We start from the raw sequence: 15,273 nt of genomic DNA on the forward strand, positions 1-15,273 counted from the left end.
GATCATGGGCCCGAACGGGCAGGCGCAGTACTGGGCGCCGGGACCTGAGCGGCGCCGTCGGCGTGGCTGCTGGCGCACTACGCCCACACCTGGACCCAGCCGGGCGAGCGGTTCCCGCGGCCCGCCCGACCACCGACCCGGTCTCCCGCGACGTCACGACCGCCCGCACTCCGGGCCGAACTGCGAGTTCACCACGCTCGGCGAGATCTGGCGCCGGAGACCAACCGGGAGCGCAAGAAGCCGTTCGACATCCGCTCGGTGCTGCGCGGCGTCGCCGACGCCGACCACCCGACGTCGGAGCGCTGGGCCGACATGCACGACGCCGAGTCGGTCGTCGCGCTCGACGCCCACCTCGGCGGCCAGCCGATCGCGATGATCGGCATCGAGTCGCGGCCGCTGCCGCGGCGCGGGCCGCGCCCGGTCGACGGGCCGTCCCCAGTTCACCGCCGGGACGCTGTTCCCACGCTCGTCGCGCAAGTGCGCGCGGGCCATCAACGCCGCGTCGGGCAACCGGCCGCTGGTCGTGCTGGCGAACCTGTCCGGGTTCGACGGCTCGCCGGAGTCGCTGCGCGGCCTGCAGCTGGAGAACGGCGCCGAGATCGGCCGGGCCATCGTCAACTTCGACGGCCCGATCGTGTTCTGCGTGGTCTCCCCTACCACGGCGGCGCGTTCGTGGTGTTCTCCGGAACGCTGAACGACAACATGGAGGTCGCCGCGATCACCGGCTCCTACGCCTCCGTGCTCGGCGGGGCGCCCGCGGCGGCGCGCCGTCGTGTTCGCCGGCGAGGTCAACGACCGCACCGCCAAGGACGAGGCGGATCACCGACCTGGAGGCCCGGATCACCCGGGCCGTCACCGACGGGGACGAGGCGACGGCGGCCCGGCTGCGCGGAGACCTCGCCACGCTCCGGCCGGACGTCCGCTCCGAGAAGCTCGGCCAGGTCGCGGAGGAGTTCGACACCAAGCACTCCATCGAGCGGGCGCGGTCCGTCGGCTCGGTGCACCGGATCGTCAGCCCCGACCAGCTCCGGCCCTACCTGGCCGATGCGGTCCAGCGGGGCATGAAGCGCACACTCGACACCCTTGGAGGAACCGCATGACCGCGATCACCGACACCAACCCGGAGCAGCGCGTCGCCATCGTGACCGGGGGGGCGCGCGGGATCGGTGCGGCGATCACCACCGCGCTGGCCCGCACCGGCGTGCACGTGGCCGCCGGGTACTCGTCCAACTCCAAGGCCGCCGACGAGCTGAAGGGCAAGCTGGAGGCCGAGGCGCGTCGATCTCGGTGCACCAGGGCAACGTCGGCTCGCCCGAGGACTGCCAGCGGGTCGTGTCCGAGGTGCTGGAGCAGAAGGGCCGCGTCGACTACCTGATCAACAACGCCGGCATCACCGTCGACAAGACCGTCCGCAAGCTGACCGTCGACGATTGGCACGCCGTGCTGCGGATCAACCTGTCCGGCGCGTTCTACATGACCAAGGCCGTGCTGGAGCACATGACCGGCAACGAGTTCGGCCGGATCGTGAACATCTCCTCGGTGATCGGCCAGATCGGTTCGATCGGGCAGGCGAACTACGCCTCCTCCAAGGCGGGCCTGATCGGCTTCTCCAAGTCCCTCGCCCAGGAGGTCGCGAAGAAGGGCGTCACGGTCAACTGCGTCGCACCCGGCTTCATCGAGACCGAGATGGTCGCCGCGGTGCCGGAGAAGGCGCTCGAGAAGATCGTCTCGAAGATCCCGGTCGGCCGTCTCGGCCAGGCCGACGAGATCGCCCGGGCCGTGCAGTTCCTCGTCGACGACCGCGCCGGGTACGTGACCGGCTCGGTGATCAGTGTGAACGGCGGGCTGGACATGGCGTCCTGACCGTCGTTCTCCCCGGCCGAGGGCCTCGCACAGAGTCGTGCGGGGCCCTCGTGCGTACCCGGGTCAGCCGCGGTGGCAGAGGCCCTTGGCCGCCAGTACCCGCGCGACGGCGGTGTCGTTGTCCTGCGCCGTGATCCGCCCGTCGGCCAGCGCCTTCTCCGCGGCGTCGAGCAGCGGTGCGACCGGGGTGACGTTGGAGAACAGCGCCATGTCCGCGCCCGCGGTCAGGGCCCGGGTGGTGGCCTCGGCCAGCCCGAAGCGGTCGGTGATCGCCTTCATCGCACCGAGGTCGTCGGTCATGGCGAGACCGTCGAACCGGTAGTTCTCGCGCAGCAGCCGGTAGGCGGCCGGGGCGATGCTGGTGGGCACGTCGGTGGTCAGGCCGGGGACGTCGAGGTGGCCGAGCATGACCCCGACCCGCCCGTCGAGCGGCTTCCCCGGTCCGACGAGGTCGGCGTAGGGCCGCAGGTCACCGGCGCGCAGCTCCTCCAGCGGCGGGGTGCTCACCGACCCTTGTGCGAGTCACCGGAGCTGTGCCCGTGGCCGGGGAAGTGCTTGAGGACGCCGAACACCCCGCCGGCCTCCTGGCCCTGCACCCAGGCCGCGGCGTAGCGGGTCACGGTGGCCGGGTCGTCGGAGAACGACCGGTCCCCGATGACGGCGGTGCGCGGCTGGTCGGAGACGTCCACCGACGGCGCGAGGTTCCAGGTCACGCCGCGGGCCTTCAGCTGTTCGGCACGCTCGCGGGCGATCTCGGTGACCTGCTCGGGCTGTCGGACGCGGCCATCTGCCGGGCGCTGGGGGACGTCGTCGCCGTCGAGCTCGTCGATGCGCTGGACCCGGCCGCCGCCTCCTCGTCGACGGCGACGGCCAGCGGCGTGCGGGACGCCTCCTGCAGCGCCGCGAGCCGGCCGTCCTGCAGCAGCGCGGTCGCGTTGCCGCCGAGGAACACCCCCGCCGACCTGCGAGTCCCGCACGATCGCGGTGTGCGCCGGCCGGGTCGGCCGCGTCCACCCCGACCATCAGACGCTGGGCGAGCCGGTCGCGGGGGGACAGCGCCGCCACCATCGGGGCGCAGGTGTCCGGGTCCGGCGCCGGCTGTGCCCGAGCCGCATCCGGACCGGCGTCCGGCTGTGGGACGCCGGTGCTGTTCGCGGTGAGCTGCGGCCCGGCGACGGCGACGAGCCCCGCCGTCAGCGCGCCCACGACGGCGGCGGTGAGCAGTTCCGGTGCTGCGACGACGTCGCTGCCGGATCACGGGGTGGGGTCGTCCAGGCACTCGCATCGCGACCATCGTGACAGGCCCTCGCCGGTCCGGGCGCCCGCCGCGCCGCCGCCACCGGCTCCCCCGGACCGCACGCGGCCGGGTCCTCCCCGCCGGTGCCCGGACGCCCCGCCGTCGCCACGGCGGGGACTCCGACGCCGCGGTCAGCCGATCGCGGGGACTCGCTCGGACTCCGGCGGCGGACCGGGCGGGGTGCCGTCGCCGAACGGGCGCCCCCCAGCTCCTCGCGGCCGTGTGGGGTCGTCCAGCGCGAGGTCGGGCCCCTTCGGGACGATCCCGGTCGGGTTCACCGACGCGTGCACGCCGTAGTAGTGCTGCTTGACCTGCTCGAAGTCGATGGTGTCGCCGAAGCCGGGCGGGGGAAACAGGTCCCGGGCGTAGGCCCACAGCACCGGCAGCTCGGTCAGCTTGTGCCGGTTGGCCTTGAAGTGGCCGTGGTAGGCGGCGTCGAAGCGGACCAGGGTCACCCACAGCCGGATGTCGGCCTGGGTGATCGAGTCCCCGACCAGGTAGCGGCGCGTCGACAGGTGATCGGACAGCTCGTCCATCCGCGACCAGAGGGCGTCGTAGGCGCGGTCGTAGGCGCGCTGGGACGAGGCGAACCCGCACTTGTAGACGCCGTTGTTGACGTCGTGGAAGATCCCCTTCCCGATCTGCTCGATCGCCTCCGGGTCGGTCCACAGGTCCGTGTGCGCCGTCGCGGTGGAACTCCCGCCACTCGGTGGACAGGTCCCGCTCCAGCAGCGCGTATTCGTTGGTGACGACCTTGCCCGAGGCCACCTCGACCATCGCGGGGACGGTGACGCGCCCTCGGCGTAGCCGGGAACGGCCTTCTCGTAGGCCTCGCGCAGGTACTCGATCCCGAGCACCGGGTCGACGTTCCCGGGGTCGAGATGGAAGCGCCAGCTGCGCTCGTCGTGCAACGGGCCCGCGATGCCCAGCGAGATCGCGCCCTCCAGCCCGAGCAGCCGCCGGGTGATGATCACCCGGTTCGCCCACGGGCAGGCGCGCGCACCGACGAGGCGGTAGCGGCCCCCTCCACCGGCCACGGCGACGACCCGTCGGCGCCGTGTCCGCTCGGCCACCCCCGAGCGCCTCCCGTACGAACTCACCGCTGTCCTGGGTCGGTCCCCATGCCCGCCAACGCTAGCCCTGTGGTCGGATGGGCGCATGAGCGTCGTCTGAACCGGTACCTCGAACGCGGTCTGTCCTCCGCTGGTGGCGCTGGGCCGACGGCTGTGGGCTCCCCTACGCGCTCGCCCGTCCGCTGTCGCGTGTGGCGGCCCGGGCCGGGGGTGTGCGGCTCGTGCTGGGCTGGGTGCCCGGCCCGGCCCCGGATCTCGACCCGGACGCGTTCGCCGACATCCGCACCGTCGTCGGCGGGCCGGGGGCGCGGGTGTTGATCGAGGCCGGGCACGCCCACCGGGTGCCCGCCCGGCCTCTCCGCGGTTCCGGCCCTGCTCGCCGGTCCGCTGCGGCCGGACCTGCTGCTCGCCACCGTCGTCCGCGACGACGCCGGTGACCTGCGGTTCGGCGCCGAGGTGTCCTGGATGCGCGGCCTGGCCGAGGTCGGTGTCCCGGTCGCCGCGCTGGTGTCGGCCTCGGCCCCGCACGCCGACACCGGACCGCCGCTACGCGGGGTGGCCGTGCTCGGCGAGGTCGACGGACCGATCGGGGCGCCACACACCGTCGGCACCCCGGCCCCGACCGAGGCCGACCGGGCCGTCGCGGCCGCGGTCGCCGCGCTGGTCCCGGCCGGGGCACGGATCCAGTTCGGGCCGGGCCGGCTGGCCGCGGCGCTGGTCGCGGCCCTGGACGTACCGGTCGCGGTGGACTCCGGGCTGCTCGCCGACCCGGTCGTCGACCTCGACGAGCGCGGGCTGCTGCGCGGCACCCCGACCTCGACGGCCCTCTACGGCAGCCCCCGGCTGCACGACTGGGCCGACCGGCTGGGCCGGGCCGGGCGGGCGACCGTGCGCCCGATCGAGTACACCCACGACGTCTCCCGGCTGACCTCGACCCCGGGGCCGCTGGTCGCGCTGAACACCGCCCTGGAGATCGACCTCGACGGCCAGGTCAACGTCGAGGGCGTCGCGGGGTCGGCGGCCGGGATGATCGGCGGGCACCCGGACTTCGCGGCCGCCGCGGCCCGCGGGCCGGGCCTGTCGGTGATCGCGTTGCCGTCGGCGCACCGCGGCCGCCCGACGCTGGTCGAGCGGCTCGGCGGGCCGGTCACCACGCCGTCGCACGACGTCGACGTGGTCGTCACCGACCGGGGCACGGCGGACCTGCGGGGGCTCGGCCGCGGCGAACGGCGGCGCGCGCTGAGCTCCCTGTGGGGCGGCGCCGTTGCGCCGGACGGATGAACTCGAATCCATGGCGTGACCGGAGTCACTCATCACCCGGGGTGAGTGGATGGGCGCCGCCCCGGGCGCGGCCCGTCGTGGCCGGGCCTCGGTGACTCCGCGTCCCCACCGGACCGACGGCGTGTGACGGCCGTATGACGTCACTGGTGGGCCCGCGCGCGGCCCGGCCCTGTCCCGGCCCGGCCGCCGCCGTCCGGTGAGACCCCGGATGACCGGCCGAGTTGCGCATAGCACAACGCGGCCGGCCGATCCAGGATCACCCTCGGTGAGCGGACAGGGGCCGCGGGGGCACCTACGGTCGGGCCGTCCAGCACCCGAGCGCCGAGGAGGCGCGCCACATGACGGCAGACCAGGAGTTCGGCGACGCGCCGACCGAGGTCCGCGAGTCCACCCACTACCGGCAGGAGTACGTGCAGACGTTCGTCGACAAGTGGGACGAACTGATCGACTGGCGGGCCCGCTACGCCAGCGAGGGGAAGTTCTTCGTCGAGCAACTCCGCAGGCGCGGGGTCACCAGCGTCCTCGACGTGGCGACCGGCACCGGCTGCTGCCCCGCCCGCCCCGGCAGCAGCCGCCCCGGCAGGCAACCCGGCCCTGATGGGCCTCATCTGCTTCCTGCCGTCCGGCATCACGCTGGGCCTGTGGTTCGTGGGCTACCTGGACACCACCGCGCTGCCCGGCGGCATGATCCCGATCCTGACCTTCTCGGCGGGTCTGTTCCTGTTGCTGTCGGCCATGGCCGCGCTGCGCGTCGGGGACAGCGTCACCGCCGCGATCTTCGCCGTCTTCTCCGCGTTCTGGACCAGCTTCGGCGTGCTGCTCATGGCGCTGAACAACGGCTGGATCGTCGACGCCGGGACCGGGCAGGCGCTGTCCACCGAGCAGGTCGGATCGATCCAGTCGACCTACCTGCTCTCCTTCACCCTGGTGTTCGTCCTGCTGACACTGGCGACGCTGCGGCTGCCGCTGATGTTCACGATCGGCTTCGTGCTCGTCGACATCACCTTCGTACTGGCCTACATCGGCGTGACCGCGGGCAACGCGAGCCTGTTCCCGATCGCCGGGATCGCGACGTTCGCGTTCTGCCTCGTGTTCGCCTACATCCTGTTCGACGCGTTCGGCCAGACCCTGGGCGGACGCGCGATGTCGATGGGCGGACCGCTCGTCAGGTCCTGACCCCGTCGCGGCCTGCCCGCGGGCCCCGCCGGTTCCTCCGGCGGGGCCCGCGGTGTGCCCGGACCCGGTGTCGGCCGCGGGCAGGACGGTCAGCGGAAGTCCCGGGACGCCACCTTCACCGCCAGCGGCATCCGCTGCAGTCGGTCGGCCAGCAGGTTCAGCACGCCCTCCGGGCTGCGTTCGAGCCGGCCCCGGACCAGCAGCGCGGCACTCCCCAGCGCCACCGACCGGTAGCGCGCCCACAGTCCCTCCGAGCAGGTCACGTTCAGCATCCCGGACTCGTCCTCGAGGTTCACGAACGTCACCCCGCCCGCCGTCGCCGGGCGCTGGCGGTGGGTGACCAGTCCCCCGACCAGCACCCGGGCCGGGGTGTCCGGGCCGGCGCGGCGGCCCACCTCGTCGAGCCGGTCGATCCGGACCGCACCGAGCGCGTCGAGGTCCGCGCGCAGGTGCTGCACCGGGTGGCTGTCCGGGGAGACGCCGGTGGCCCAGACGTCGGAGACGGTCAGTTCCGCCTCGGTCATCCCCGGCAGCGCCGGCGCGTCGAACCCGACGGCGGTGCCCGGCAGGTGCTCGGGCCGCACCCCCGCGACGACGCCCGCCGCCCACAGCGCCTCCCGCCGCTCCACGCCGAAGCAGCCGAACGCGCCGGCCGTCGCCAGCGCCTCGGCCTGCGGGCCGGTCAGCCGGACCCGGCGGGCCAGGTCGGGCAGGTCCGCGAACGGCCCGCCCGCGTCGCGCTCGGCGTCGATGACCCCGGCGAGGTCCGCACCGACGGTGCGGACGCCCGCCAGACCCAGCCGGACCGCCTGGCCACCGGTGCTGTCGTCGTCGGGCTCGAGGACGGCGTCGGCCCGCCGGCATTCACGTCCGGCCGGTGCACCCGCACGCCGTGCCTGCGGGCGTCGGCCACCAGCGACTGCGGCGAGTAGAAGCCCATCGGCTGGGCGTTGAGCAGGCCCGCACAGAACGCCGCCGGGTGGTAGAGCTTGAACCACGCCGAGTAGTAGACGAGCGCGGCGAAGCTGATCGAGTGGCTCTCCGGGAACCCGAAGTTCGCGAAGGCCAGCATCTTGGCGAAGATCCGTTCGGCGAGCTCGCCGGTGATCCCGTTCGCGGCCATCCCGTCGTAGAACCGCTCCCGCAGCCGCTCCATCCGCTCGGTGGACCGCTTGGACCCCATCGCCCGGCGCAGCTCGTCGGCCTCGGCCGCGGTGAACCCCGCGACGTCGACGGCGATCTGCATCATCTGCTCCTGGAACAGCGGGATGCCCAGCGTCTTGTCCAACGCGGGCTCGAGCAGCGGATGATCGTGCTCCCAGGTCTCGAGCTCGTTGCGCCGCCGGATGTAGGGGTGCACCGAGCCACCCTGGATCGGGCCGGGCCGGATCAGCGCGACCTCGACGACCAGGTCGTAGAACTTGCGTGGGCGCAGCCGCGGCAGGGTGGCCATCTGGGCGCGGGACTCCACCTGGAACACCCCGACCGAGTCGGCGCGCGACAGCATCGCGTAGACCTCCGGGTCGGACTCGCCGATCTCGTGCAGCTCGATCCGCTCGCCGGTGACGGTCTCGACCAGGTCCACCATCAGGTGCAGCGCGGTGAGCATGCCCAGCCCGAGCAGGTCGAACTTCACCAGCCCGGCCGCGGCGCAGTCCTCCTTGTCCCACTGCACGACGGTCCGGTCGGCCATCCGCGCCCACTCCACCGGCACGACCTCGGACACCGGCCGGTCGCAGATGACCATGCCGCCGGAGTGGATGCCCAGGTGCCGGGGCGCGCCCAGCAGCTGCCCGGCGAGGTCCAGCAGCAGCGGCGGCATCTCCTGCGGGAGCTCGCTCGCCTCCAGGGCGTGCCAGCGTTCGACGCGTCTGCTCCAGGCGTCCTGCTGGCCGGGTGAGAACCCGAGCGCGCGGGCGGTGTCCCGGATCGCCGACCGCGGCCGGTAGGTGATGACGTTCGCGACCTGTGCGGCGAACAGCCGGCCGTAGCGGCGGTAGACGTACTGGATCGCCTCCTCGCGGCGACCGGACTCGATGTCGAGGTCGATGTCGGGGTAGCCATCGCGCTCCGGGGACAGGAACCGCTCGAACAGCAGCCCGTGCCGGACGGCGTCGACGTTGGTGATGCCCAGCGCGTAGCAGACCGCCGAGTTCGTGGCCGAGCCCCGGCCCTGGCAGAAGATGTCCGACCGGCGGCAGAAGTCGACGATGCCGTGGACGATCAGGAAGTAGCCGGGGAAGTTCTTCGCCTCGATGATCTCCAGCTCGCGCTGCACGGTGTACGCCGCGAACGGGTTCTCGTCATAGCTGCCATAACGCTCCACCCGGCCGCGTTCGGTCAGCACCCGCAGCCACGTCGTCTCGGTGTGCCCGGCCGGGACGTCGAACGGCGGCAGGTCCGGCGCCACCAGGTGCAGCTCGAACGCCAGCTCCCGGCCCAGCTCCGCCGCGCGTTCCACCGCGCCGGGGTGGCGCTCGTCGAACCGCAGGGCCATCTCCTGCCCGGACCGCAGGTGCGCGGTGCCCGGCGCGGGCAGCCAGGGGTCGATCTCGTCGAGGCTGCGCCGGGCCCGGACCGCGGCGACGGTCGCGGCCAGCGGGGCCCGGTCGGGGGTGGCGTAGTGCGCACCGGTCGTCGCCACCGTCGCGACCTCGGCCCGCTCGGCCAGCGCGGCCAGCGCGTCGTTGCGCTCGGTGTCGCCGGGCTCGCCGTACACGGTCAGCTCGACCCGCACGTTCTCCGCACCGAAGCACGCGACCAGCCGGTCCAGCTCCGCCGCGGCGGCCGCCGGGCCCGAGCGGTCCAGGGCCCGCGCGCACCGCGCCCTTGCGGCAGCCGGTGAGTACGACGACCTTCCCCGCGGTGTCGGCGACGACCTCGTCCGGGTCGTAGACCGGCCGGCCCTTCTCCCCGCCCCGCATCTGCGCGGTGGAGATGGTGCGGCACAGCGCGCGGTACCCGTCGGGGCCGCGGGCCAGCAGCAGCAGGTGCTCGCCCTCGGGGTCGGCGACGCCGTTCTGCGGCGCGGTCAGCCCGGTGCTCAGCTCGGCTCCGAACACCGTGCGCACCCCGAGCGCGCGGGCCGCCTCGGCGAACCGCACGACCCCGTACATGCCGTCGTGGTCGGTGAGTGCGACCGCCTCCAGCCCCAGCTCGGCGGCGCGTTCGACCAGCTCCTCCGGAGCGCTCGCACCGTCGAGGAAGCTGAAGTGCGAATGACAGTGCAGCTCCGCGTACGGCACGACGCCGGGCCCTGCCGGGCGCAGGCCCTCGGGCGGCTCGTAGGGGTCGCGGTGGACGGACCAGGCGGGGGCGTCCCCGCCGTCGGCCTCCGGACCGCCGCGCAGGCTCGCGCCGTCGCGCACGGGCCGACCCGACAGCGCGCTCTCCAGCTCCGCCCAGGGGACGTCCGGGTTCTGCCAGCCCATCCGTGCACGGTACTCGAACATGAGTTCGAACGTCGAGTGCCGGGTTCCGCGGACGGGCGTCGCCGTGCGGGCCGGCCGGCTGCTCCCCAGCGCCGGTCGGCCCCGCACGGCGGATCCGGGTCCGGCTCCGGCGCGGCCACGGCCGCTCCCCAGCGCCGGCCCGCGGGCCACCCGGACGTACCCATCCGGTGCCGGCAGGTGGTTCGTGGACCGCCCCGCCGACATCTCCGAGTCCACCAGCCGAACCTGTGGAACGACTGAGACCCCGGTGTGGATCGACCGAGGATCACCGCGGCCCGGGTCGCGCCGGGCCGTACCGTCGTGTTCGTGACGCCATGTCGTGATCGTCGGTTCACCGCACGACCACGCCCGATGACGGATGCTGGTCCGACGCCGCGGCACCCGACCGGTGCCGCGCACGCACCGAGCAGCGCCGGACACCCGGCGCGGACGAGGCCCGGCACCGGGCCGGACGACAGGGGTGGCTCCATGGGACGGGCGAGCACGACGGGGGGCCGGTACCGGCCGCGGCTGGGGAACCGGCTGGTCAGGGTCGCGGCGGCCGGGGTGGCCGTCGTCGCGCTCGCGGCCTGCGCGGACGTCCCCCGCGGCACCGGGCTCCGCGACGATCGGCGCTGCCGGCGGCGGGGGTCAGGCCGCCGCACAGGGCGATCCCGGCCTCCCGCAGCGGCTCGCGGCCGCGGTCGGCGGCGACGGCGCCTACGCCCACCTGCAGCAGTTCGAGAAGCTCGCCGACGCGAACGCCGGCAACCGCGCCGTGGGCACCCCCGGGTACGACGCGGCCGTCGACCACGTCGTCGGGACGCTGCGCGCGAGCGGGTTCACGGTGTCGACGCCGTCGTTCGAGGTGCGGACCTTCTCCGCGGGCGACGCGCGGCTGACCGTGGCCGGCGCCCCCGTGACGACCGAGGTGCTCGGTTTCTCCCCCGCCACCCCGCCCGGCGGGCTGACCGCGCCGCTGTCGCTGCGCCCGCGCACCCCGCAGGACCCGACACCGGGCTGCGAGGCGGCCGACTACACCGGCATGCCGGCCGGGGCCATCGCCGTCGTCGAGCGCGGGACCTGCGAGTTCGGGCAGAAGTCCCGGCTCGCGGGGGCAGCGGGTGCGGCGGCGGTGATCGTCATCAACACCGAGGACGCGGCCCTGCCCGCCACTCTCGGCGACACCCCGGGGGTCGTCCCGACGGCGTCCGTGACGAAGTCCGCCGGGGCCGCCCTGCGCGACGGCCAGCAGGCCTCGCTCGTGCTCGACACCACGATCCGGCAGCAGACCTCGCGGAACGTGATCGCCGAGACCACCACCGGTGACCCGGCCAGGGTCGTGGTCGCCGGGGCCCACCTCGACAGCGTCCCCGAGGGCGCCGGGATCAACGACAACGCAGCGGCAGCGCCGCCCTGCTCGAGGTCGCGCAGAAGCTCGGCGGTTCCCCGCCGGTCGGTCAGAAGGTGCGCTTCGCGTGGTGGGGCGCCGAGGAGATCGGCCTGGTCGGCGCCACGAAGTACGTCGAGGGCCTGTCCGAGGCCGACCGCGCGCGGATCGCGCTGTACCTCAACTTCGACATGGTCGGCTCGCCGAACCCCGGCTACCTCGTCTACGACGGCGACAACTCCGACGGCCTCGGCGGCGAGGCCGGCCCGCCCGGTTCCGACACCGCGGAGCGCGTCCTGACCGAGGCGCTGGTCGGGGCGGGCGTGAACGGCCCCGAGGGCACAGCGTTCGACGGGCGCTCGGACTACGGCCCGTTCATCGAGGCCGGCATCCCGGCCGGTGGCCTGTTCACCGGCGCCGAGGAGCGGAAGACCCCGGAGCAGGCGCAGAAGTGGGGCGGCACGGCGGGGCAGTCCTACGACCCCTGCTACCACACACCCTGCGACCGGCTGACCAACATCGACCGGACCGCGTTGGACCGGAACGTGACGGCGATGGCCTCGGCGATCGGCCGGTTCGCGGTCGACCTCACCGGGGTCCCGCAGCGCTGACCCTGCCGTGACGGGCCCCGCTCCGGCCGCGTGGGCAGCGCTGTCGGCACGACGGTGCTGCCTGCGGTGCCCGCCGTCGGCCGGTGGCTCAGTCGTAGACACCGGTCACCTCCCAGCGGCCGCTGCGGTGCACGAGCAGCAGGGCCGCGCCGTCGGCGAGCACGACCTGCAGCCGGACCGCGGGCCCGGGCCGTCGGGGGCCCACCAGCGGGTGTGCACCGGCCAGGGTCCGGCCCAGCCGGTGACCTCCCGGTCCGGGTCACCGCCCGCGACCCGGTGCGGGACGCCGTCGAGCAGGTCCGGCGCGGCCGGGTGCACCTCGGTGCCGTCCGCGGCGAGCAACCGGACCGGGACCGGGTCCGGGGGCACCGTCGCCGGCGACGGTGCCGGGAGCCGGCCGGGCCAGGTCGCCGGGGGGTCGGCAGGGGGACGACGGCCGGGGGCGCGGCGGTGGTGCTCGGTCCCTGCCCGCCCACCGCCCGGACCGGCGACTGGGCCTGCCGACCCGGCCGGGGCGGTGGTGCGCTCCCCGGCTCCGCGACCAGCGGGCGCCGTCACCGCCGGGCCCGCCGCTGACCGTGGCCGGGCGCTGCTCGACCCGGCCGCCGTCCCGGGCAGCACCGTCCCGGGTGCCGCGGCGCCCGGGCGGGCCACCGTCACCCGCCCCGGGACGAGGGCCGCCCCCGCGGGGTCCTCCTGCCCGGCGCCCCCGACGGGTCCCCCGACACCGTCCGCCGCGGGGACCGCGGGCCCCGGGCGGACGGGCTCCGCGGTGTCCTCGACGACCCGTTCGTCGCCCCACCGCACCAGCCGCACCCGCTCGCCCGGGTCGCGGCCACCCGTCGGGACCGCGGTGAACACCGCCTCCGGCCCGAGCAGCGCCTGCACCCGGACCAGGGCCCGCCCGGCCCGCTCGTCGCCCTCGCCGACGTCGCCCCACAACCCGCGCTGCAGCGCCCCGGCGACCACGGTGTCCTCCGGGGTGAGCCGCAGCGCGACCAGCGTCCCGGAGCCGCCGCGCCCGAGCCACGAGTCGAGCTGCCAGCGCACCCGGTCGACCGTCCCGGACGGGGTCAGCGGCTCGGCGCACCGCCAGACCCGCAGCAGCTCCTCCCCGCTCTCGGTGCGTGCGTGCACCCCCAGCCGGGTGCAGGCCAGGCCGTGACCGGCGAGCGCGGTGTGCAGCCGGGTCGCGAGCGCCCGCGCGGCGAAGGCGGCCGCGTCGACCCGGTCCACCGGTGGATCCAGCTCGACCGCCGCGGCCAGCTCCTCCGGCGGGACCCGGCGGGCGGGCGGGCGGGGGTCGCGCCCGCGGGCGAGCCGGTGCGCGGCCACCGCGTCGGCGCCGAAGCGCGAGGCCACGTCGGCCTCCGACAGCGACGCGAACGCCCCCAGCGAGCGCAGCCCCAGCCTGCGCAGCAGGTCCACCAGCGCAGCCCGGTCGACGTCGGGGTCCCGGTCCAGCTCGGCGACCTCCAGCGGTGCGAGGAACTCCGCCGACCGCCCCGGTGGCACCCCACGCCCCCGGCGGGCGGCGAGCTCGGCGGCGAACATCCCGTCCGCGACGCCGATCTGGCACTCGGTCCCGGCGTGCAGCGCGACCTGGTCGATCAGCCGCTCCACCGCGGCGCGCTCCCCGCCGAACCAGCCGACCGGACCGCGCGCGGGCAGCACCAGCAGCCCCGGCCGCACCACCTCGACGCCGGGGGCGAGCGCCTCCACCGCGGCGACGACCGGCTCGAACAGCCGGGCGTCGCGCCCCGGGTCGGGGGCGAGCACCACGAGCTCCGGGCACCGGGCCTGCGCCTCCCGACGCCGCAGGCCCCGGCGGACGCCGGGCCGGCGGGCCGTCGCCGAGCAGGCCAGGACCCGGTTGGCGTGCAGGACCGCGGCCGGCCGGTCCGCCGGGACGTGCGCGGCGCGGGCGGCCGCGGTGACCGGCCAGTCCGGGGACCAGACCGCCAGCACCCGCGGGTCGGGCTCCGCCCGCCCACCGCCGCCCGTGCCCGCTCCGCCGCGCACGCTCGCGCTGCCGCCCGCTCTCCCACCGGGGCCCGCGTCCGCCCTGCCGACCGCACCCGTCACGCCGCCCGCCTCCGTCGTACCGGACGTGCTCATCCCGCCGCCCGGGCCACGGGGCGCGCAACCGGGGCCTCGCCCACCGCGGACGCGTGGCCCACGGGGACCGACGGCACCGAGGCGATCGCGGGCACCGACGGCGCCACCGGGACCGAGGGCGTCACCGGGGCCGGGGCGACCGTCCCGCCGGGCCCGGGGAGGAGCACCTCCACCCCCCGGCCGGCCGGGCCGATCCCGCGCCCCTCCGCCCGGACCTCGACCCGCCGGGACCGCAGCCGCCCCGTCCCGCGGCCGACGCCCTCCCAGCGCGGACGGGTGCAGTGCAGCCGCAGGTCGGCCCCCGGCCACCCGCCGAGCGCCAGCAGCACCGCGCCCCGCTGCCGGGTCCGCGCGGCGAGCCGCTGCCGGTCCCCGGCCCGCAGCCCGGCCCGCTCCGGCCCGGCCACGACCACGAGGTCCAGCCCGTCCAGCAGCGCCGCGGTCACCCCGACCAGGTCCGCACCGGGGTCGGGGACCAGCGCCAGCCGGTCCAGCCGCACGCCCGCCTCCGCCGCGGCCGTCGCGCCGAGGCCGAGGCGGCCGACCACACCCGCCCACGCGCCCTCCGCGGACGCGGCGGCGAGCAGCGCGAACAGCAGCGACCCCGCACCGGATCCCACGCCCACCGCCACGGTGGATCCCCGCCGCAGACCCCCACCGGGCAGCAGACCGGCCAGCGGCCCCGGCACCGGCAGCAGGTCCGCCTCGCCCACCGGACGCGGCTCGACCGTCCCGACCCTGCGGGCCGGGGCCTCCGGCTCCGGGCAGGGCCCCCGGGCCCCGACCGGGACCGCTCCAGGCCCGCCCGGGTCTCCGTCCGGTGCAGGACGTGCCGGGCCCGGGCGAGCCGCTCGGCGGCGGAGCCTGCCGAGGACCCCGGCCCCCCGGCCGGGCCCCGCGCCCCGGGCAGCGGCTCCCGCCCGCCCCCGGGGACACGGGACCCGGCTCCGACCACCGGCCCGGACCCCTCCGGACCGGTGTCGGCCCCGACGTCGGCGCCGGCTCCCCCACCGGCACCGCCGATCACCCGGCC

At 75.8% G+C, this 15,273-nt stretch carries 7 protein-coding genes and 6 pseudogenes; 6 read left to right on the plus strand and 7 right to left on the minus strand.

Annotation, left to right across the window (positions count from 1 at the left end; translation table 11 throughout):
• Both KPL57_RS04750 and KPL57_RS04755 read left to right on the plus strand, forming a co-directional pair.
• Positions 1 to 1,100, plus strand: a pseudogene (locus KPL57_RS04750) (carboxyl transferase domain-containing protein); the annotation flags it as partial.
• A pseudogene (locus KPL57_RS04755) lies at positions 1,097 to 1,863 on the plus strand (beta-ketoacyl-ACP reductase). The pseudogenes KPL57_RS04750 and KPL57_RS04755, both read left to right, overlap by 4 nt.
• Positions 1,864 to 1,926: 63 nt before the next feature.
• Here KPL57_RS04755 and KPL57_RS65855 read toward each other — a convergent pair.
• The 4 genes and pseudogenes from KPL57_RS65855 to KPL57_RS04770 form a co-directional block, all read right to left on the minus strand.
• Entirely contained in the window at positions 1,927 to 2,370 is a 444-nt protein-coding gene (locus tag KPL57_RS65855; RefSeq protein ID WP_308252770.1) for a glycoside hydrolase family 3 N-terminal domain-containing protein, read from the minus strand.
• Positions 2,367 to 2,693, minus strand: a complete 327-nt coding sequence (locus KPL57_RS65860) for a glycoside hydrolase family 3 N-terminal domain-containing protein (protein ID WP_308252775.1) — start codon at positions 2,691 to 2,693, stop codon at positions 2,367 to 2,369. The genes KPL57_RS65855 and KPL57_RS65860 overlap by 4 nt, the downstream gene beginning before the upstream one ends.
• Positions 2,588 to 2,815, minus strand: coding sequence for a hypothetical protein (locus KPL57_RS04765; protein WP_226350722.1), 228 nt, complete (start codon positions 2,813 to 2,815; stop codon positions 2,588 to 2,590). The genes KPL57_RS65860 and KPL57_RS04765 overlap by 106 nt, the downstream gene beginning before the upstream one ends.
• 476 nt (positions 2,816 to 3,291) lie before the next feature.
• A pseudogene (locus KPL57_RS04770) lies at positions 3,292 to 4,214 on the minus strand (glutathione S-transferase C-terminal domain-containing protein); the annotation flags it as partial.
• A gap of 210 nt (positions 4,215 to 4,424) precedes the next feature.
• On the opposite strand from KPL57_RS04770, the gene KPL57_RS04775 reads away from it, so the two are divergent.
• From KPL57_RS04775 to KPL57_RS04790, 3 genes and pseudogenes are all read left to right on the plus strand, one after another.
• A complete protein-coding gene (locus tag KPL57_RS04775) occupies positions 4,425 to 4,670 on the plus strand; it encodes a hypothetical protein (RefSeq protein WP_226350678.1) in 246 nt (81 codons plus the stop codon).
• A gap of 28 nt (positions 4,671 to 4,698) precedes the next feature.
• Positions 4,699 to 5,514 (plus strand): acetyl-CoA hydrolase/transferase C-terminal domain-containing protein, encoded by an 816-nt coding sequence (locus KPL57_RS04780; RefSeq protein ID WP_226350679.1) that lies wholly within the window; start codon positions 4,699 to 4,701, stop codon positions 5,512 to 5,514.
• Between the two features lie 570 nt (positions 5,515 to 6,084).
• Positions 6,085 to 6,690, plus strand: a pseudogene (locus KPL57_RS04790) (GPR1/FUN34/YaaH family transporter); the annotation flags it as partial.
• 89 nt (positions 6,691 to 6,779) lie between these two features.
• Here the strand turns inward: KPL57_RS04790 and KPL57_RS04795 are convergent.
• Positions 6,780 to 10,121 (minus strand): annotated as a pseudogene (locus KPL57_RS04795) (error-prone DNA polymerase).
• A 379-nt stretch (positions 10,122 to 10,500) separates the two neighbouring features.
• Between KPL57_RS04795 and KPL57_RS04800 the strand changes: the two are divergent.
• Positions 10,501 to 12,122 (plus strand): annotated as a pseudogene (locus tag KPL57_RS04800) (M28 family metallopeptidase).
• A gap of 105 nt (positions 12,123 to 12,227) precedes the next feature.
• Here KPL57_RS04800 and KPL57_RS04805 read toward each other — a convergent pair.
• Complete coding sequence (locus tag KPL57_RS04805) at positions 12,228 to 14,090, minus strand: DNA polymerase Y family protein (protein ID WP_374203664.1); 1,863 nt, start codon at positions 14,088 to 14,090, stop codon at positions 12,228 to 12,230.
• 146 nt (positions 14,091 to 14,236) lie between these two features.
• Positions 14,237 to 14,953: a hypothetical protein gene (locus KPL57_RS04810; RefSeq protein ID WP_226350680.1), complete on the minus strand. Its 717-nt coding sequence runs from the start codon at positions 14,951 to 14,953 to the stop codon at positions 14,237 to 14,239.
• Positions 14,954 to 15,273: the final 320 nt, after the last annotated feature.

The organism is Pseudonocardia sp. ICBG601 (assembly GCF_020496245.1).